The sequence below is a fragment of the Paenibacillus sp. PAMC 26794 genome (genome assembly GCF_000316035.1).
GTDB lineage: Bacteria > Bacillota > Bacilli > Paenibacillales > Paenibacillaceae > Paenibacillus.
This window is the reverse complement of the sequence record NZ_ANHX01000076.1, coordinates 189,991-209,501: the sequence shown is the minus strand read 5'-3', so window position 1 is coordinate 209,501 and position 19,511 is coordinate 189,991. Positions and strand designations below refer to the sequence as shown.

The following is a 19,511-nucleotide window of genomic DNA, read 5'->3' as shown; positions in this document are numbered from 1 at the left end:
CTCTTAGTCGAGATCGTCCACGCTTGGTAATGCCAGTTTTACCCTTACGCTTACCAGAACTATTTTCTTTTAAATTCAAGCCCGCCAACCGGATGATTTGTTGTCCGTGGTCGTAATGACTCAGATCGCCAACCTCAGCCAGAAATCCTGCAACGGTAACCGCGCCAACGCCTGGTATATTCAACATCTGCGTTGTTCCCGGGATCTCACTCAAAATGTCCATGACCTGATTCATGGTCGTTTCCACCTGTTTAGAGAAAAGCTCAACCTGGTCGAGCAAGCTCAGAAGCTCCAGTCTCGCAGCTCGTAACCCTTGGGTAAGCCCGATGGATATCCCGGCTGTCGCAAAGAGCTTTTCCGCTCTCTTGATACCGACTCCACGCTTCACTTCCGTTCTCCAGTGTGCGAGAACGCCTCTGGCGCCTGTAGAGACGATCTCTTCCGGTGTCGGAAACTGGCGCATTGTCATCAAGGAAGTTTTGCCTTCCCAATCTTTAAACACGCTCAAATACTCTGGAAAATAGCGGTCGAACCAGTTATGCACACGGGCCTTGACTTGGTTTAAACTCACCATAACCTTCTCACGGAAATTCATGAGGATGCGTAATTCGGCATATTCCATCGCCGGCAATTTGGGCTCCGAATACTTCCCGTTTCGGAATGAGATCTGCAATGACTTTGGCATCCTTATAGTCACTCTTCGTCGGCGAGTTATCCTCAATTTCCTTGCTCTTGTTTACATGATGCGGGTTCACAATGACGATCTTCGATATCTCGAGCTTCCAGAAAAGCAGCTAGCGGAAACCAGTAGTGCCCGGTAGGCTCATTCCGAAAACAATGTCCGTTTTCAGATGAACCTCCTGAAGTTCTTTCATCCATGTTACTAGCTTCGTTAACCCTTCCTGATCGTTGTGGAACACGCAGTCTTTTCCTAATTCAATGCCACGGAAATCTACCGCTCTAGCTACGTGAATCTTTTTGGCAATGTCTGCTCCAATGACTAACGTATCTTCTGTAATTCGCGTAATCCGTTGATTCTGTTTCTGTTTCATCTTATACTTCATGATGTGCGCCTCTTTTCGTATGTGGGTATTGTTCTTGTCCGGAACAACGATTCCCAGTATACTAAAGGCGCATTTTTCATTCAAAGCTCAAATTACTTCATTACAGGAATGGCTCTTAATAAGAAGTGTAGACAATAGCTGATAGGTATTATAGCCACCAAAAGATCCAAAATTTTTAGATACTGTCCCTATAAGCATCATTGGTTATAATGTAAATATATTAAAAAATAAAAAATATTTTGTAGATATATAGTTTCATAATCAAACTTCTCTATACTAAATTAATTTCACATTAAATTATTGGGTATATTTATAATTAAATGGATGATATTACTTCTTGGCTACAATTAAGAGACTCCTTTATAGTGAATTAAATCTATTTTATGGAGGCGTTAGCAGTGGAGAATCAGAACGCTATAGACAGTGGGGTTTATTTGCTGTCGGATCATGTAAATGTTTGGTCATAACCCATTCAAGTAGATAATAAAAAAAAGAAGTTTTATTAAGCGGCGACTTTTTCTCGGAATTCAATCGGGGAGAGGTCGCCCAGTTTGTTTTGGAAAAGTTCCCTGTTGTAAAATAAAATATACTCCGTAATTTGGCTCCTTGCTTGCTCCAAATTCTGAGGTTTCTCCAAATACAACTCTCAGTCTTTAAGTGGGAGAAGAACCACTCAATACAAGCATTGTCATAGCAGTTCCCACGCTGACAATGGCTCCCTGTGAGCTTTTTCTCTTCAAGTAACTTCGCATAACTCTGTGTTGTATACTGAAACCCCTGGCCCGAATGGAGCAAGAAAGGTCCACACTTCAGTTTCTTCACCGTGTCTGTCACGAGTTTTAAGTCATTTCGCTCGGAGAGTTTCCAAGCTATAATTTCGTTGTTGTTCAGATCCATCACAACCGAGAGCTAAGCAAAAACCTTTCTTTCCTAACACGGTTCGCGTACCGAAATAAGGACGAATCCGGTAGATGCCTAAAATATGTGCTTTCAGAACCGCATCCCGTTCTGCTCGTTTCTCTTTGAGGGCGATATTCTTCTTCCATTTGTAGTAACCTGCACGCGAAATTTCAGCAATTTTACACAGCCAGACCACAGGTGCCCACTTGCTTATTTCTCGACCGGACTGGGCACCGAGCTTCGAAATCCAGCTTCCCTCTCCGTGCAAATTTGGATTGAGCTTTTGTTAGATATTCTACCTGCACTTTCAGATAAGCATTTTCTTCTTCTGCACTGCCCGAATCGAATTTTGCATAATCCAGATCTAAAAAGTTCAGACTGGTACTTTTTTACTATATCATTAAATGTAATATATGTATAAAATATGATTGAATAAAAAAATATTATATAAGAGGATTTGTGTTTCTATAATTAAAAAAAATGTAAATGTTTAGCCTCTTACGATCTTAATTGATAGACAACACAAATAAGGGCACTCCGTTACGGAACTACCTCTACGGAAACAGGAATGTATAGACATGTAATTTGAAATAAAGGCGGAATAATTACAATTATCTTTAATAAGGAGTGCTTTATCGTGAATCTTAAGTCCGTTTTCAAAGGAGTAGTGTCATCTGCTCTTGCAGTTGGTCTAATTGCTGGAACTATTATTATACCTGCTTTTGCGGAGTCGACTGAAAGTTCGTCGAAAGATTATGCAGCTAAAAGTGGCAGTTATTCAGGAACTGAATTTCAGGCTACAAACCCATTAAAAAAGAGTAATGGGGCAAAAGTAAACTTCTTTATTAAAAATACTGGGGATGTAAGCGTAAGAATCACAATTAATGGAGATCAGAAAAGAACTCTCGCACCAGGTAAGAGTGGCCACATTAGTGCTCCAGTTGGTTCCTTAAGTAGCAAATATAAATTTAAAGCCGTACCAACGCCTAATGGTGGTAAAATTAGTATAGACTATCGTATTGCTCAAAGAGATTAAAATTGATGCTTAAGATATTTTTAGTTTTTTATAAGGCTCCTGAATCCGAGATGGTAATCTGGTAATTCGGTGCAGACATAGAGTAAAAAAAAAAGATTACGTACTAGACTTGAGGAGCTCATGCAAAATGCTCATAGATGAAAGCCAGGAAAATAAGTACCTAAATTAGTCATAACCACCGGCTTAGCCGGTGGCTTCCATCAGCCCTATAAGGGCATGGTACTAGCTTGCGCCTAAGAAGGCGCACTGAAAGTCTGCCAACCGCGAGCGGTTCCGGGCTTGCCCCTAAAAGGGGCTTATTATTTGCCTTTTTTCACAGACTCACCCTTAAACGGGTCCAATAGTTCTTTCATGGTCAGCTGTTCGTAGTTCTTATCCTCCGCTAGCTGATTCCGAATGTATTCGGCGATCACTTTCTTGTTTCTTCCTACCGTGTCCATGTAATATCCTCTGCACCAAAACTGTCGATTGCCATATCGATATTTCAGATTGGCAAACCTATCGAAAATCATCAGCGAGCTTTTCCCCTTTGGATAACCCATAAATTCCAGACACACTCAGTTTTGGCGGAATACTCACCAGCATGTGTATGTGATCGACACAAGCTTCCGCTTCCAATATTTCTACACCTTTTCTCTCGCATAACTCTCGAATGATCTTCCCAATTTCCCTTTTCAGTTTCCCATAGATCACTTGTCTTCGATATGTAGGCGCAAATACAATATGATATTTGCAGTTCCATTTCGTATGTGCTAGACTGCTTTTGTCCATCTTTCTCCCTCCTTGATTTCATCCGTGCGGTTGGCAGACCGGCACTCATTTTATCATGAAGGTCAAAAGATGGACTACTTATAGCTATAAGCTTTCCGGAACCCCCAGTCGAACTGGGGGTTTTCTTATACAAAATAAAAGCCGATTTCCCTTAACTTACAGGAAATCGGCTCTTCTATTTATGGAGTTTCCTCAGTCTCTTTGAGCAATCTTATATTCTATACTAATATCACCACCATTAGGCGTTGCTGAAGCTTTAAATTTATATTCGCTAGCGAAGACACCAACTGGAGCACTAATGTGGCCACTCTTACCTGCTGCGAAAGTGGCTTCAGAACCTCCATTAATTGTAATTTTTACGCTTACATCCCCAGTATTCTTAATAAAGAAATTTACGTTTTTCCCATTAGCACTTGATAATTTGTATGAAGTCGAAAATCCTGTTCCTGAATAAGTGCCACTTGAAACATCCATGTCATAAGGTTGAATTACTCCTCTTTCAGTTGCATAATTTTCCGACAAACTTTCAGTCGACTGCGCAAAAGTCGGTAAAGTACTAACTCCAGTAATTAGACCAACTGCAAGAGCAGATGACACTACTCCTTTGAAAATGGACTTAAGATTCATGATATAATTCCCTCCAGTAATATTATACTATACATCCATATTTTAGATGTATATCACATACAATAACATAGAAAAATATTCCTGTAAATACTTTATACACTCTATTCTTGACTCGTTTCGTTAAGAGAGTGGACAGATAAGTTGTATTACAATTTCTGAGATAAGGGCATAAAAAATTGTTTAGATGCCCACCTTTCTATACAGATAATACAATAACCAACATTAGGAAAAAGTTTTATTCCAAATGGGCCCGACTACTAATATCTGATTGTCATTTAGCTTTTGTACATACGCAAAAGAGAGACTCTGTTTTTGCTGGGCCGGTAGGGATTTATAAGCTTTAAAAAGGGAAAGATCCGTAATATGATCTTCTAGATTTTGGGGTGCAGATTTTGAATCATAAACGGTAAGTAAGCTGGATTCTAGGTTTTCATCGTTGTTTAAGGTCAGAGGAAATCGGTTTCCTTCATTCGTCTCTTTTTGTCATTATTTACAGAGTTATAGTATATAAGATTGGCTATATACGTGATAAAATGACGATTCAATTCATTATCCGTTTTCAATATAAGCCCTCTGTCCTTTTTGAAGAGATCGCTCCTACCTTATAAAGAGAAATGAATTTCTTTTTTTACAAAAAAATCCTAAAAAAGAGAACGTGTGAACCGGGAAATAGCTGAAACGTGGGAACAAAGGAAAAGAAGCTTAGTGTTAACTAAGCTTCCTTGAAAACAGCGATTTATTGGGGTTTTGATTTTTGTTATTTCTCTTAGTCTTTCTTTTCTATGCTTTCATACAGTTCCGTCAAATAGTGAATATAGCTTATTATTCGTTTGGACGTACCGATATACCTCCGCAGTGTCTCTACCGAATCAGGTGGAAAGATACTTCCCCCCTACACACCAAAAACACTTACGTATACGTAAGTGTTTTATTTGAAACATAAATAATTTATGTCTAACAGTTGTTGTGCCGCAGGGTACGGCAAATGGTTTTCTGTTCTACCACAATTAATGTGTAGCGTTTCGTCTCGATTTCGTTCGTGATGACATAAGCCATATGTGGATTGGAATAGACACTAAAGAATATGCGATAAATGTCAAATTGAATGTGGTATTACCTATTAACTGCACTTGGCAATTATCGCTTTAAATATTTGTGAGTTAAAAAACCTGACAGTATCCCTATGCGATTCTGAGCCGCGTTTTAATTTGGTCTAATGTGGCCTCGCGCTGAGCTTGGTTGTAAATATATTCAATCATGTCGTGCTTTTTCTGAAAGCGGTAGCCATGTATCCCGTAAATTAAGCTTCCATGGTTACGATACGTACAACACAGTGCAGCAAACAGAAGCAGAGTCAAGTAACGGTCAATGGCCTTTGCCTAGCGAACCTGGTAACGATCCATGGCCAGCTGAACTTTCGCCGTACGAAAATAGGTTTCAATGGCCCAAAGTTTGCTGTAACAGCTCAATATTTCTTCATTACTCAGGGAAACATCTGTACTTAGAAAAGCTTTCATCTGCTTGGGACCAAAGTTTTCTCCCTCGGTCCAACACAGGAGCAAAACGGAGTTTTCTACCAAGTTAAGCTTGCCCTCATAGCGATATACCCGGTAAGCGGAGGAACCGATGGTCACTAGATCGGTGTCCGATTTCGAGATGTACGAAGCAAGGCTTTGGAGCGATTGCCGGATGCCTTGCGGATAGAAAATGCGGTTCGTTTTCAAGCCGCTAATGACGTGAAATCCACGCTCCGCACAGGTTTGAAGTACGAAAGCAGATGGATACCACGAATCCAGCAGGACGTAGGTTCGGCAGGAAGACATCGGGACGGCCTGAATCATATCACCCGCGAGTTCGATTTTACTTTCTCCTTGTGGGTCGTAACGCGCTGTGGCAAAAGGAAAGACCTGATCCCCTGATAGAAGTAGCGTTTGAACGACAGCGTGCCCGTAAACATGTCGCCGCTTGAGGTGAGAATGTTGAAACGAAGCCCCTTGAATCGTGTGTGTAGCCTGTGACGAAGGCTTGGTTTTTTCACACAAGGTGTCATCCAGAATAACAAACATGGGACTACATTCTCGCCGAGCGCACGCCTCAGTTTGCTGAAAAGCGACACGTTGAACCACGCGTTTCAAGTAAGAAGCATCCCAGTTCCCATGAGTTAAGAAATGACTCAATGTCCGGCGCTCTCTCTCTTGAAGGCTTTCGCGGTGAATATCCGTTAACGTTCCTGTAAAACCGGTGGAAAGCATCCCATCCACGAAGTGCTTGATGTGGTGAAGAGCAGGTTTGGAGAACTATAGCGGAAGTTTCCACTCGCCTAACCGATTGTTCCAGTGCTTTTCTTGTGATAAAGTAGACGTATGAGACATATCTTGTTCTCCTCTGCGTGGGGTGGTTGGTGGTACTTCTATTTTACGCAGAGAGTCAAGTGTGTCTCTATTTACATTTCATGGAACTAATTTTGGGCAAGTACAGCTATTAAGTAAGGGTGGCCCAGGGAAGACCAGTGCCTTCCTGTTTCTCACTCCATTCTTCGGTGGGTTATGCATATTCCTGGCGTTCTTTCTGGTAAACTGGACGTGTACCCAAAAGCGATAACAATCCAATGATAAAAATGATGAAATAAAAATATTCATGCCTGATTTTCGGCGATGCCATGTGCATCGTTTTTTTATAATCAATTTACAGTGAACCTACAATATACACGCTAACGGGGAATGTGAACCCAGTCGTCTTGACACAGTGTAATTTATGGTTTGTTTTGTATTGATACATCTATTGAAGTAAGGACGTGCCCCCATGATTTCTGCTGATCTGAAGGAACAATATTACGAGGCGCTTGTGGCCAAGGATTCGGAATACGAAGGTTTATTCTATGTTGGAGTCCGAACCACAGGTGTGTTCTGTCGTCCCACATGCCCTGCACGAAAGCCAAAATTCGAAAACTGCGAATTCTATGAGACGGCTCAGCAGGCACTTCTGGCCTCTTATCGCCCTTGCCAGCGCTGTCGCCCGCTCTCTCACCCCAACCAAGTATCCGATGTCGTTCGCATATTAGTGGAAGCTGTGGAGAAAAATCCGGAGAAACGCTGGAAAGGACAGGATTTCAAGGCCCTCTCCATCGACGAATCCACTGCTCGCCGTCAGTTCAAGAAGCGGTTCGGCATGACCTTTGTCGAATATGCTCGTGCTCGACGCATGGGACTTGCCCTGAAGAATATTCGTTCAGGACGCACCGTGATTGATAGCCAATTATCTACCGGATATGAGTCAAGCAGCGGCTTCCGCGATGCCTTTTCACGGATCATGGGTGCCGCCCCTACACAAGTCGATGAAGGACATATCCTAAAAGCGTCCTGGATTGACACCCGCCTCGGCCCGATGATGGCCATTGCAGATGAAGAGGCACTATATTTACTGGAATTTGTGGACCGCAGAGGTCTGGAACGCGAAGTTGAGCGTCTGCGCAAACGAACCAAATCAGCGATTGTGCCTGGCACTACAGCTCCCATCCAGTCCATTGAGCGTGAACTAAACGAGTACTTTCAAGGTATTCGGACAGCATTCGAAACACCGTTGTTCTGTTTAGGAACACCATTCCAAAAACATGTGTGGGAACAGCTAATGGCCATTCCGGCTGGTGAAACGAGGTCATATCAGGAGATTGCAAATGCACTGGGAAAACCGACTGCTTGCCGAGCTGTGGCACAGGCGAATGGGGCCAATCAGCTTGCGATTGTGATTCCATGTCACCGTGTAATTAATGCCAGTGGCGAACTGGGTGGATACGGCGGGGGATTAACTCGCAAAAACTGGCTTTTGACTCACGAGAAACAAAAACAGGGTAGCTGAAAAACAGAATGAAATAATGAAGTACGCATCAAATGTCCAAAGGAATGCATGATATAACAAAGGAGAGTCAACATAATATGAGTACCTTAGAAGAAAAAGCAGCGTTGTTCCAACAATACCATGTGAAAGGAAAACCACTTGTTCTGGTCAATGTGTGGGACGCCGGAAGTGCGCAAGCCATTCAATCCGCTGGAGCAAGGGCCATTGCTACCGGGAGCTGGTCCGTTGCTGCGGCCCACGGTGAACACGACGGTGAAGCCATGCCATTCCATCTCGTGCTTGCCAATCTCGCACGGATTACAGCGAACGTGGATCTGCCTGTAACGATCGATATAGAGGGAGGGTATGGGAGGTCTGTGTCAGAAGTGAAGCAAAATATCCTGCAAGTCATCGATCATGGTGCTGTAGGAATCAACATGGAAGATCAACTTCCCACTGGCTTGGGATTGTACACTGTGGAGGAGCAATGCCCAAGATTGTCCGCCGCCCGGGAAGCTGCGCAGCAGGCAGGCATACCTTTGTTCATTAACGCCCGCACAGATATTTTCCTGCAACATGCACCTGAACACCATAACCACTCCCTCCTAGAGGAGGCCCTTATACGTTCGAGCCATTATGCAGATGCAGGAGCCAGTGGTCTGTTTGTACCCGGTTTGCAGGATCACGAATTGATTCAGGAATTGTGTGAGCGTTCACCGCTGCCAATTAACGTTATGGTTACGTCTCCTGAGCCTTCACCAAAACAGCTTGCCACACTGGGTGTAGCACGTGTAAGCTACGGGCCATATCCCTATCTGCAAGTTATGGAACACCTAAAAGAACTGGGGAGAAACATTTTATCGGGAAATTAACAGGAGGGCATGTTATAATCACCTCTATTGAACATTTACAGGAGGCAATTATGCTTAACGTGGAACAAAAGCTAGAAATGCTACAATCGTATCCCCAACTGCAACGCAAAGATGTTTCTCTCGGTCGTGTTAATTTCCACTACGAGGAAAGTGCGTATGATAAAAAGATTGTTGCTCTCCATATTCATCCTAACGGTAACGGTTATATCTATGCAGGGTTACTGCCCAACTATGAAACCGATGCCAAAGGATTCGTCAATATTCGTGATTACTCCGAAACAGATCTGCGCACCTTGTTAGATCAAACGATCCAAGCGATGTCTCACAATCCCAACGCAGTTGAATTCCAAGAGCCAGAACAAGTAAAAGCTGCTGCTCCTGTATTGTCTACAACCTCTACGGGTGGCGGAACGTGGATCGATGAAGATGGACATACGCTGACTTTAAAATATGAAGATGACATGTGGTATGTGTATTCCGGTGTTAATCTGGATATGGCTTTTGAAACGCGTAGCGAAGCTGGCGAGTATCTCAAAGACGAAGGATTCAAACCACAAGCTCAGGCTTAACGCATACACCTTCATTTGGGATTGCGCACAAAGATTGTTGAATAGGTATATTCAGTGATTAGGATGATACCAAAAACACGAGGCGTGTTCGCACTCGTGTTTTTCTGATTACAGGGAATTTCGCTAAGATTCCTTGCCCGGTTCTTTTATATAACAATATGCTGTCAGTCTTTTTTGGATTTCATGGTAAGCGGCGCATTCTTCATCATCGGATACGTAGATAGAAGTAGCGCACCACCAATGCACCCCAGAACGGTGAACAGTGTCATCATATTCACACTCGCAAACCACTTCATCCACTCCCCAAAATCTGCGAAGACAACGATCAGAGTGATCATTAGGCCTACCCCAAAGAACATAATGAAGAAGTTACGCATCCCCAAGCGCATCCAGCAGACCGTCGGGAAGACAGAAATTCCCAGTACGAGAAAGCCGCACATCAGATCAATCCACAGGTAGGATAAGAAATGATATTCGCTTGAATACAACATGCCCGGTTGATAAAGGGTTACGTCAACAATTCCTTTTTCCTGAAGCAGGTGTAAGAGGAAATACGCCACATGCAGAATGATCATGGTGCCTGCAACCATCCATACCGAGTTCATATAGAAGGATTTCATGAATTGAATTCGTGTACTGCCCATACCGATCGCAACCGGAAACAGTGTAATAATTCCCCCGATTGCAAACGTACATATCCCTCCGTACATGGGACCAAACAGTTGCGTAGCATACGAGACATCAAATATGAAGCCAATGGCCAGATATACAACGGCGAGCATTAGAGCGATGGATGAAAATATGCCCAGATACAAACGCATATCATCGCGAATCAGTCGATTCGTACCTTTTACTGCGTTCATGGTTTAACCCCCTCTTGATTACGGGTCCTGTTAACCAAATAATCTTGTAATGTCGCTTTCTCAATGGAAAGACCCTGCGAATGAGCGATATCCTTCCATATTTTCGAGTAGGGCTCATCAATCATCACTTTCACAGTCGATCCCATCTGGGAAGACTCTATAACTTTAACCCCTGCTGTAACTCGGTTAATATCGTCAATTCCCCCTGTTAGAAGAACTCCTTTTTCGCGCATCTCTTCCATCGATTGATTTAACAACACCTCTCCGGATTGCAAAACGATAAGGGACTCACATAAAGGCTGAATCTCCTCAATATGATGGCTGGATATCAGAATCAGACGCGGGTTATCTTCATAACTTTCCAGTAGCGCATTATAGAAGAATTTACGCTTCTCAGCATCAAGCCCATTCGTGGGTTCATCCAGAATGGTTATCTTTGCATTACTGGCAAGACCTAATATAATCTGGGTGGCAGTCTTCATGCCTTTCGAAAATTTAATGATCTTCTTCTTCGTTGGTAGTTCGAACACATCGATTAAACGTTCCGCCAACTCCTGATTCCACTGCGGATGAAAGTATTGCCCCATTTGAACCATGTCACTAACCGTCCAATTTTTCCCCAGGGGATGATTCTCCTGGATGTAGCACAGATGCTCTTGGGCAGCCAGATTATTATAGGGGTCTTGACCCATGATCTGAACGGTTCCACTGTCCGGGCGGTTATGCCCTGCCAGTAAACTCATCATGGTTGTTTTACCCGCTCCATTTCTTCCCCAGATTGCACTAATGATTGGCTCACTCTCATGTAGCGTAACCTGGTTCAGAACGGGCGTCTTCTGGTAGCTGTAGTTGACCTGCTCCATATGAATCATAACTCACTCTCCTTATCCTTCTTGCCGCGAATCAGATCAATAATCATGTCTTCATTCATGTGAATCCGTCTGGCTTCTTCAAGTAAAGGCTTGATGTATTCTTCATAAAAATCTTGCTTCCGTTCAACGAGCAATGCTTCTCTTGCTCCCTTTGAAACAAACATTCCAACACCTCGCTGTTTGTATATAATCCCCTTGTCCACGAGTTCCTGAAGTCCTTTGCGGGCTGTAGCCGGATTGATATTGTAGAAGCGTGACAGTTCATTGGTTGAGGGAACCTGTTCTTCCACCTTCAATCTGCCCTCCACAATATCGTCCATAATCATTGTGGCAATCTGATGAAAAATAGGCTGAGATTCATCCAAAGTCGATTTCATGTGCTTCCAACTTTCATACGTATTCATTAGTCAGTTAGTCGGTTAGTTACTCATGTAACTAACTATAGTATACAAAAACGCAAATGTAAATAGGCGAACTTAATTCATTGCCTTTCCTACCTTGGCTCTGTTGTATTGATTAATAAGCCCGTCCAGGACTACGGATTGCTGGATCACTTCCGGATGAAGCAGACTGCCGTATTCCATATGCATGCGATATAACAACTGTCTGGCATCTTCGATCCGTGATATCAAATCCAGGCGATCCATAGTATCCCTCCTTTTTGTCATATTTTAGTGTATTATGCCAATCATAAGCGCATGTGAGATACGACATACTTATTCTTCCACTTTGATACACAAAAAAAGAACGCTTCTGAAATGAATTCAGAAGCGTTCTTTACTTTTATTAAGTTCCAAATCCATGATCAGCGGGTCTCATAATTTCGGGGTTCGGGCTTTCGGGATTCGGGCTTTCCTTGCCTGGGACAGGTTCCGTAGCAGGAGCTACGATGAATACAACGATACTACAGGTAGCTATCAGCAAAGCCAACTTTCTCTTCATTGAGTTTCTGCACCTCACTAATTATCATTTTGTATTGCTGTTTCGCCGTCTCAGATGCAAATTCCCGGTATTGCTCAAACAGTCCGACACCTCTAAGCATACCTCGTCCACTGCTAATTTCAATAGAAAATTTTAAACTATCTAGCACAAATTCTATACCTAAATGATACTCGTCTTTCTTTAAATAATATGCACCCAAATCTGCTAAAAGTCGTAAATATCGATCATCCGTAACCTGTCTGCTCACTTTGCCAATTCGGTTACTCTGTTCCTGATAAGTGAAGTACGATTCATACTGTTTGAGAACATGATCAATATCCTTATCATAACGATTAGCCGCTGTTACAATATCACACAGCGCTGGGAATATCTCATTTTCCTTCGTTGAGATATACGCCAGATAATCAGGTAACACCTCAAAATGACCGCCCATTAAATGATATATATATCGATTAGCTTCAGCCCATTCCTGAAACTGATTCATAACAACGATTTCATCTTTATCCGGGTTCCTCACCCAGCGATTATCCGAATATAAAGAAACATATTTTAGGGCGCCGGTGTAGTCCTTCAAATGATAACAGGCACTTCCTGCAGCTAGATCGGAGTACAGAATATAGAAGACAATTGGTCTTTTGGTCTCTTCTTGTTTCCTTCGGCCATTCATCTCATAATGGATGGACGCTTTTACTTTCAATTTTTCAGATAACTCCTGAACCTTGTTCCATCTATGCAATGCTCCAAAAGCATTAATCAGTTCGTTAAGCGCATCCAATTGATAGCGCTCATCCAGCCGATCCACATAGTATTCGAACCGGGCTGCAATAATCAGATTCCGCTGCTGATCATTGGTCAGTCCCAACCGGAACAGTCGATACTGACAGAGTGCAAGCCGCTCGGAATGTTGCATTTTCTCGCTTTCAGCAATGTTTTCATATAGAAGAATGGCCGGTTTGAATTTACCCGCTTGGAAGAATTCTTCAGCCACATCAAATAACAAAGGAATATAGGATAGATTATCCATCATCAGACGAATAACCTCTTCAATACAGTCCAACTTGTCCAACTCGGCACAGCGATGAAGGAAGGGTCCCAGTCTTCGCCAGTCCGGGGTCGCGTGTACAAAGCACTCATCTATGTATAACTCATAGAAGTAACCTTCTTCCAGTCTCATGGCGGAAGTAATACGATCCAACTGCTGCATGGCAATCGGCCGATTTTTATTCAAAATATTGCTGAGCGTACCCGAATTAATCCCTGACGTTTCCGAAAAATGACTAATGGACATCTGCTCACGCTTCAGATAACTTTCCAAGTGATCGCGTATCGTGGTTGTCGACTCCAAACGAACACCACCCTCCAAAATAAAAAAACATAAACAGGATTATCGGTATGCAAAAGTAATTATATGTAATTAGAAAGTATCGGTCAATATAATAATTTCAACTAATTTGTATTAAAACCATTTTAATCCTTTTATAAAACGGACACTCCTATCCTTATTTTATATCGAAAACGCGCCTGACATCAAACCTGAAAATAGACAAAAAACACGAGCCATCTACGGGCTCGTGTTCTCAACTGACTCAGCAGTCATCATGCTCACTATAACTTGGATTTAAGGCAGTATATTGCCTGCCGCACGGTAAATTTCATACCACTCTGGACGCGTAAGATGAACATCTCCTGCTTTTACACAGTCTTGCAGACGTTCAATATTCATCGTGCCTGTCACAGGTTGCATCTGCGCAGGGTGACGAAGCAACCAGGCGATTGCAATCGTTGTATTGCTCACGTCATACTTCGCAGCAATCTCGTCGATCTTGGCATTCAATTCCGGGAACTTGTCGCTACCCAGGAATACGCCTTCGAAGAATCCGTACTGGAACGGGGACCACGGCTGAATGGTGATATCATGCAGACGACAGTAATCAAGAATGCTACCGTCACGGTTAACCGCGGCATCGTTCTCCATGTTCACGTTGATGCCACTGTCAATCATCGTCGTATTGGTAATACTCATCTGCAACTGGTTGGCTACCAGTGGCTGTTTCACGTATTTTTTCAACAATTCGATCTGGTTCGGATTCTGGTTGGATACCCCGAAGTGACGCACTTTACCTTCGCGCTCCAGTTGATCAAAGGCTTCAGCCACTTCCTCCGGCTCAACCAATGTATCTGGACGGTGCAGAAGCAGTACGTCAAGATATTCTGTTTTCAGACGTTGCAGGATGCCATCGACTGAATTCAGGATGTGCTCTTTGGAGAAATCAAACATGCCTTTGCGGATACCGCATTTGGATTGAAGAATCATATTTTCACGAACTTGGGGATTCATCTGTACCGCTTCGGCGAAGATCTCCTCACATGTTCCTGTACCATAAATGTCGGCATGGTCAAAGAAATTTGCGCCAACCTCCATTGCAGAACGAACAAAATGTTCGGCTTCCTTACCGTCTAGTGAATTAATCCGCATGCAGCCCACCGCGACTACAGGTACTTCTAGTGCACTGCTGCCCAATTTAATCGTTCTCAAGATGTTTTCCCTCCATATTCGAATATTATCGTGTATCTTACCTTTGATTGTGACATATATCTGCAATCGGTTTCAATAGCTTTATCCTACATTCATATGGAGAAATGATAGGTTCTTCATTCCAGCCTATAGATACAAAAGAATAAGTTATACTTCTTCCGGTACGATAACCTCAATGTGCCTTGGCAGGACACGGATATGAATTGGCAGGGCAGGACCTTCTTCCCCATCTACATTGGTGCGAATGGCTTCGTCCGAGCGAACATGAACTTCTTTGGCTGTAAAATAGTCCACGTCCTTATGGTCTTTCAGACTACCAAATAACAGGGAAGTGCCCAGGGTCAGACTGTTGAACACACTGATATTACGAACGACAAAACAATGTATCAGACCATCGTCCACCTCTGCATCCGGGGACAACTTCTCGAATCCTCCGACCGAGTTGGTCAGCGCCGCCAGAAAAAGTGGCGATTCCCCCTCCCAGATCTGTCCATCATATTCGATGGTTAGATGATTGGCTGGTGTATTCACCAGGTCTTTCAAGCCTTCTTTCAGATATGCGAATGATCCCAACTTCGACTTCTCTTCCGAAGATACGGAGAACAATGCTTCTGCCAAAGAACCCGCAGCCACAACGTTGGCAAACAGGCGATCATTGATTTTCCCCAAGTCCACGATATGGGTCTGATTCGAACGTAACTGCCTAATGGCTTCTTCCGGGTCAAGCGAGATATTCAGCGCACGCGCAAAATCATTCACCGTACCTAGCGGTATAACGCCCAGTTGGGGACGATGATCCTGATCCATCATGCCGTTAATCGTCTCATGCAGTGTACCGTCGCCTCCGATGGAGATGACCAGATCACAGCCGTCTTTGCAGGCGCTCAGACAGTAGTTGGTGGCATCACCTTCCCCGGCCGTCTCATTAACCACCACCTCATACTGCTGTGACTCCAGAATTTCTCTGACTTGGGACACATACTGCTCGGCCTCTTCCTTACCTGACGATGGATTACTAATGATCATGGCTTGACGCATACTCACATCTTCTCCTCCACATGGCATCTTTACTTCATCTATACCCGTTTCAAGGGTAGATTGAATAGGGTCTACGGGAGATGTTTAAATTTTTTTATAAAGATGCCTCTGAAGAGTGCAGAGCAGGGTTTGTTTCATATAGAATAGAAGTAGAGAAATACCCATTACGAAATTTCTTGTTCCTTTTCCCTGTTGACGGGTTAATAACTATAGATGTGCTTTTAGCCGAACCTGTATATGTTAAACTCTTCAATTCACACTGGACACTCGGTAGGCAGAACAACCTTCCGGTCGCTGTTATCGTGTAAATACTATACTTATCTAACTCAATCTGTTCGGATTATTTTATAATTCTAAAAATCGGAGGGAATGCATGCAATGAGAAGAATGACGCTACTATTTCTAGTATTCATCCTGAGTCTCGGGGCATCGGGGCAAGCCATGGCTTACACAACTACGGACTTGGGCGAGGGAATCGTTGAAGATCCCGCATTGGAGGACGGACTGAAGTTAATCCTGAACAAACCTCTGGATGTGCCATTAACTTCAACGGATCTGGAGCAGCTTGAAGTGGTAGATCTGAGCAATGCAGGTATTCACAGCCTGACCGGTCTCGAATATGCAACCAATCTGACTCACCTTCGATTATATGGGAATGAGATTGAGGATCTCACACCGCTGGCGCACCTCACCCAGCTTCGCGAGATCGATGTTCGCAATAATTACGTTACATCCATAGACGCACTTACTGAATTGAAAGACTTGGGACGGCTGTATATCAGCAACAATTCCATATCTTCCATAGAGGTTGTACGTGGGTTCAACCGATTACATACGTTCCACGCCAGCGGTAACCAGATCGACAGTCTTGCGGCCCTCTCGGATGCGGATGCACTGAAATGGCTTGAGATCTCAAACAATACGATTAGCGATCTGACACCGCTCATGGGTAAAACGCGACTCCAACAACTCAATGTGGCGAATAACCAGATTCAGACGCTGGATGTACTGGCAGAACTGCCAAATACGCTGCGGAACCTGAATGTGGCAGGCAACCAAATCACGGATCTGACACCACTGAAGCACATGACACGGCTGCGGACACTTGATATCTCTGGTAACCAAGTACAGCACCTTAAGGGGCTTGAGGGACTAACTGTGCTGAAGGAGCTGAATGCAGAATCCAATCAGATCTATGATCTGGAACCTCTTCGGCAACTATCCAACCTGGATGTATTGAAATTGTCCAACAACCGGGTGTGGGATCTAACACCGATTGCAGGTTTTACGTTTACCCGTGATCAGTCAGCGGCAAATGCCATACAGGATATCTCGGCCTCCACCTCGTTATCGTCCGGTATTCAGACATCTACCTCAGAGGTTGAACCTGCGGGACTCACGGTGCAGAACAACTATCTGGATGTTGTGAGCGGCAGTCATACGATGCAGCTTCTGAACCGGATGAATGTGCGGGAGCAGAAACGAACGCCGCAGGGCAGCTTCCAGCGTCTGATTGAAGGGTCCACCACTGCTTATGTAGGAGATCGCGCTTATGTACTGGATGCTGCACCTTTTATCGATGAAGGGCGGACCTATGTGCCTCTGCGATTTGTCTCGGAGCAGTTAAACGCCAGTGTGAACTGGAACAGTGGTACACGCGAAGCTGTGATCACACAGAATGACAAAACCATCCGCTGGAGCGTGGGCAACAAGCAAGTCGTCGTGAATGATTCGCTTACGATCAATGATGCTCCTCTTCTGATGAAAAATGGTAAAGCTTTTGTACCGGTACGCTTCATCTCAGAGCAATTCAATACCTCTGTTGGTTATATCGGGAGCAGCAAAACGATTCTGATTTTTGAAAATAAACAGCTTGGTGAGAGTGTGCAGCCATAAGTTGTGTCTCACGTTCATTTTCAGCCATAAGAGAATATGAGAAACATAGCGAAAGTCCCCGTCTGAACAATCAGCGGGGATCTTCGCTATGACATTGGATAATGGTATATGGACATCGCCGATTACAAGCAAATACAGCATAAGATCTGTCTGTGCGGAAACGTACTCGTGGTGCTCTATCTTGGATTAGGGTAAATTTCACACGGTTTAGCATATCTTCTTTTGCAGTGGGAGTTGTTATACTGAACGTAATATATATGACAACTGAGGTTCAAGCGAGGAGGAAATTCACATGACATTCACGCTCACTGGTTATTCCACAACCCAAGACAACCCGTGGAGAGAGCTATCTTTTGTGCCGACTAATGAAAGCGCTAACTTAAAACTGACGGGTGAACAGCACCAGCTTGTGGAAGGGTTTGGCGGCTGTTTCAACGAGCTTGGTTATATGGCTCTATCCCACTTAAATGAGGAGCAGCGCCACGAGGTATTTCATTCTCTCTTCCATCCGGAGGGTGAGCACAAGTTTAACATCTGTCGCCTGCCGATTGGCGCAAGTGATTATGCAGAGCAGTGGTATAGCCACAACGAGATGGACGGCGACGTAGCCATGGAACATTTTTCGATCAAACGTGATTTCAAATATCTGATTCCTTACATTAAGGAAGCTCTAAGTTATAACCCAAACCTGCAATTCTTCGCCTCCCCATGGAGTCCGCCAACGTGGATGAAATCCCCCAAAGCCTATAACTATGGCACGCTTCGTTGGGAGAAAGATATCCTGGAGGCCTACGCCCTGTATTTCGTAAAATTTGTACAAGCTTACCGTGACGCAGGCATTACGATCCATCAGGTGCATGTGCAGAACGAAGTGATTGCAGATCAGAAATTCCCTTCTTGCATGTGGACAGGCGAGCAGCTTCGTGAGTTTATCGCCGATTATCTGGGCCCGGCTTTTCACAAGCATGGTCTGGATACGGAAATCTGGCTGGGAACGATCAACGCCCCTGATCCATGGGAAGAATTAATTAAGAAAAAAACAAACGACTTCGATGAGTACGCCGGGCTTGTCCTGAGTGATCCGAAGGCCTATTCCTATATCAAGGGTGTTGGGTATCAATGGGCTGGCAAAAATGCCATTCAACGTACCTCGGCAAGTTATCCGGAGCTACGTTATATGCAGACCGAGAACGAATGCGGCGATGGCAACAACTCATGGAACTACGCCAAATATGTATATAACCTCTACCAGCATTACTTCAGCAACGGAGTGAACGCGTACATCTACTGGAACATGGTTCTGGAACCCAAAGGCCGCAGCACATGGGGCTGGGAGCAGAACTCCATGATGACCGTAGATCCGGACAATAAGGAGGTTACTCGGAACCCTGAGTATTATGTGATGAAACACTTCGCGCATCATATTGTTTCTGGTGCTCGAAGAGTCGGCCTGTCAGGCGCGTGGAGCGGAAAATCCGTTGCTTTCCGCAACCCGGATAACAGTCTCGTGATTGTCATCAACAATCCATTCCGGGACCGTCGTGACCTGTATCTAACCCTTGAAGAAGGACAGACCCTTCACATTGAGCTGGAAGCCGATTCGTTCAACAGCATGGTTATTCAACCGAAATAACTAATCCAACACATCGGTAAAAGCGTGAACAACAATAGCGTCTGGCCCCAAGAATTCC

Annotated in this window: 17 protein-coding genes and 1 pseudogene; 6 read left to right on the top strand and 12 right to left on the bottom strand. The window is 44.0% G+C overall.

Annotated elements, in window-relative coordinates; all coding sequences use genetic code 11:
• On the bottom strand, nt 1-685 hold a 685-nt coding region (locus tag D829_RS34155), incomplete at its 3' end, for an IS110 family transposase (protein ID WP_241230813.1).
• Nucleotides 686-794: 109 nt separating this feature from the next.
• Complete coding sequence (locus D829_RS34145; RefSeq protein ID WP_241230812.1) at nt 795-1,064, bottom strand: IS110 family transposase; 270 nt, start codon at nt 1,062-1,064, stop codon at nt 795-797.
• A 1,537-nt stretch (nt 1,065-2,601) separates the two neighbouring features.
• On the opposite strand from D829_RS34145, the gene D829_RS0124530 reads away from it, so the two are divergent.
• The gene (locus tag D829_RS0124530; protein ID WP_017691559.1) at nt 2,602-3,000 is read left to right on the top strand and encodes a hypothetical protein; all 399 of its coding nucleotides are present in this window, start codon (nt 2,602-2,604) and stop codon (nt 2,998-3,000) included.
• Nucleotides 3,001-3,299: 299 nt separating this feature from the next.
• Here the strand turns inward: D829_RS0124530 and tnpA are convergent.
• The 3 genes and pseudogenes from tnpA to D829_RS31815 form a co-directional block, all read right to left on the bottom strand.
• Nucleotides 3,300-3,771: pseudogene (gene tnpA, locus D829_RS31820) on the bottom strand (IS200/IS605 family transposase).
• Nucleotides 3,772-3,963: 192 nt separating this feature from the next.
• On the bottom strand, nt 3,964-4,398 hold the full coding sequence (locus D829_RS0124520) for a hypothetical protein (RefSeq protein WP_017691558.1): 435 nt from the start codon (nt 4,396-4,398) through the stop codon (nt 3,964-3,966).
• A gap of 1,379 nt (nt 4,399-5,777) precedes the next feature.
• A complete protein-coding gene (locus D829_RS31815; protein ID WP_277422763.1) occupies nt 5,778-6,671 on the bottom strand; it encodes a transposase in 894 nt (297 codons plus the stop codon).
• A gap of 529 nt (nt 6,672-7,200) precedes the next feature.
• Between D829_RS31815 and D829_RS0124510 the strand changes: the two genes are divergently transcribed.
• From D829_RS0124510 to D829_RS0124500, 3 genes are all read left to right on the top strand, one after another.
• Nucleotides 7,201-8,253, top strand: a complete 1,053-nt coding sequence (locus D829_RS0124510) for a trifunctional transcriptional activator/DNA repair protein Ada/methylated-DNA--[protein]-cysteine S-methyltransferase (protein ID WP_017691556.1) — start codon at nt 7,201-7,203, stop codon at nt 8,251-8,253.
• A 77-nt stretch (nt 8,254-8,330) separates the two neighbouring features.
• Nucleotides 8,331-9,104, top strand: coding sequence for an isocitrate lyase/phosphoenolpyruvate mutase family protein (locus D829_RS0124505; RefSeq protein WP_017691555.1), 774 nt, complete (start codon nt 8,331-8,333; stop codon nt 9,102-9,104).
• A 50-nt stretch (nt 9,105-9,154) separates the two neighbouring features.
• Nucleotides 9,155-9,673, top strand: a complete 519-nt coding sequence (locus D829_RS0124500; RefSeq protein ID WP_017691554.1) for a hypothetical protein — start codon at nt 9,155-9,157, stop codon at nt 9,671-9,673.
• A gap of 164 nt (nt 9,674-9,837) precedes the next feature.
• On the opposite strand, the gene D829_RS0124495 is transcribed toward D829_RS0124500, so the two are convergent.
• The 7 genes from D829_RS0124495 to D829_RS0124465 all read right to left on the bottom strand — a co-directional run bounded on the left by D829_RS0124495 (nt 9,838) and on the right by D829_RS0124465 (nt 15,924).
• The gene (locus D829_RS0124495) at nt 9,838-10,536 is read right to left on the bottom strand and encodes a hypothetical protein (RefSeq protein WP_017691553.1); all 699 of its coding nucleotides are present in this window, start codon (nt 10,534-10,536) and stop codon (nt 9,838-9,840) included.
• Nucleotides 10,533-11,408: an ABC transporter ATP-binding protein gene (locus D829_RS0124490; protein WP_017691552.1), complete on the bottom strand. Its 876-nt coding sequence runs from the start codon at nt 11,406-11,408 to the stop codon at nt 10,533-10,535. Before D829_RS0124490 ends, D829_RS0124495 begins: the two co-directional genes overlap by 4 nt.
• A complete protein-coding gene (locus D829_RS0124485) occupies nt 11,405-11,785 on the bottom strand; it encodes a GntR family transcriptional regulator (protein ID WP_017691551.1) in 381 nt (126 codons plus the stop codon). The genes D829_RS0124490 and D829_RS0124485 overlap by 4 nt, the downstream gene beginning before the upstream one ends.
• A gap of 99 nt (nt 11,786-11,884) precedes the next feature.
• Nucleotides 11,885-12,055: an aspartyl-phosphate phosphatase Spo0E family protein gene (locus D829_RS33085; RefSeq protein ID WP_017691550.1), complete on the bottom strand. Its 171-nt coding sequence runs from the start codon at nt 12,053-12,055 to the stop codon at nt 11,885-11,887.
• A gap of 257 nt (nt 12,056-12,312) precedes the next feature.
• Nucleotides 12,313-13,695 (bottom strand): hypothetical protein, encoded by a 1,383-nt coding sequence (locus D829_RS0124475; RefSeq protein WP_017691549.1) that lies wholly within the window; start codon nt 13,693-13,695, stop codon nt 12,313-12,315.
• A 273-nt stretch (nt 13,696-13,968) separates the two neighbouring features.
• A complete protein-coding gene (locus tag D829_RS0124470; RefSeq protein WP_017691548.1) occupies nt 13,969-14,886 on the bottom strand; it encodes an aldo/keto reductase family oxidoreductase in 918 nt (305 codons plus the stop codon).
• A 147-nt stretch (nt 14,887-15,033) separates the two neighbouring features.
• Nucleotides 15,034-15,924, bottom strand: coding sequence for a diacylglycerol kinase family protein (locus tag D829_RS0124465; RefSeq protein ID WP_017691547.1), 891 nt, complete (start codon nt 15,922-15,924; stop codon nt 15,034-15,036).
• Nucleotides 15,925-16,302: 378 nt separating this feature from the next.
• On the opposite strand from D829_RS0124465, the gene D829_RS0124460 reads away from it, so the two are divergent.
• Together D829_RS0124460 and D829_RS0124455 are read left to right on the top strand one after the other, a co-directional pair.
• On the top strand, nt 16,303-17,820 hold the full coding sequence (locus D829_RS0124460) for a leucine-rich repeat domain-containing protein (RefSeq protein WP_017691546.1): 1,518 nt from the start codon (nt 16,303-16,305) through the stop codon (nt 17,818-17,820).
• 292 nt (nt 17,821-18,112) lie between these two features.
• Entirely contained in the window at nt 18,113-19,453 is a 1,341-nt protein-coding gene (locus tag D829_RS0124455; RefSeq protein WP_017691545.1) for a glycoside hydrolase family 30 protein, read from the top strand.
• The last annotated feature ends 58 nt before the right edge of the window (nt 19,454-19,511 follow it).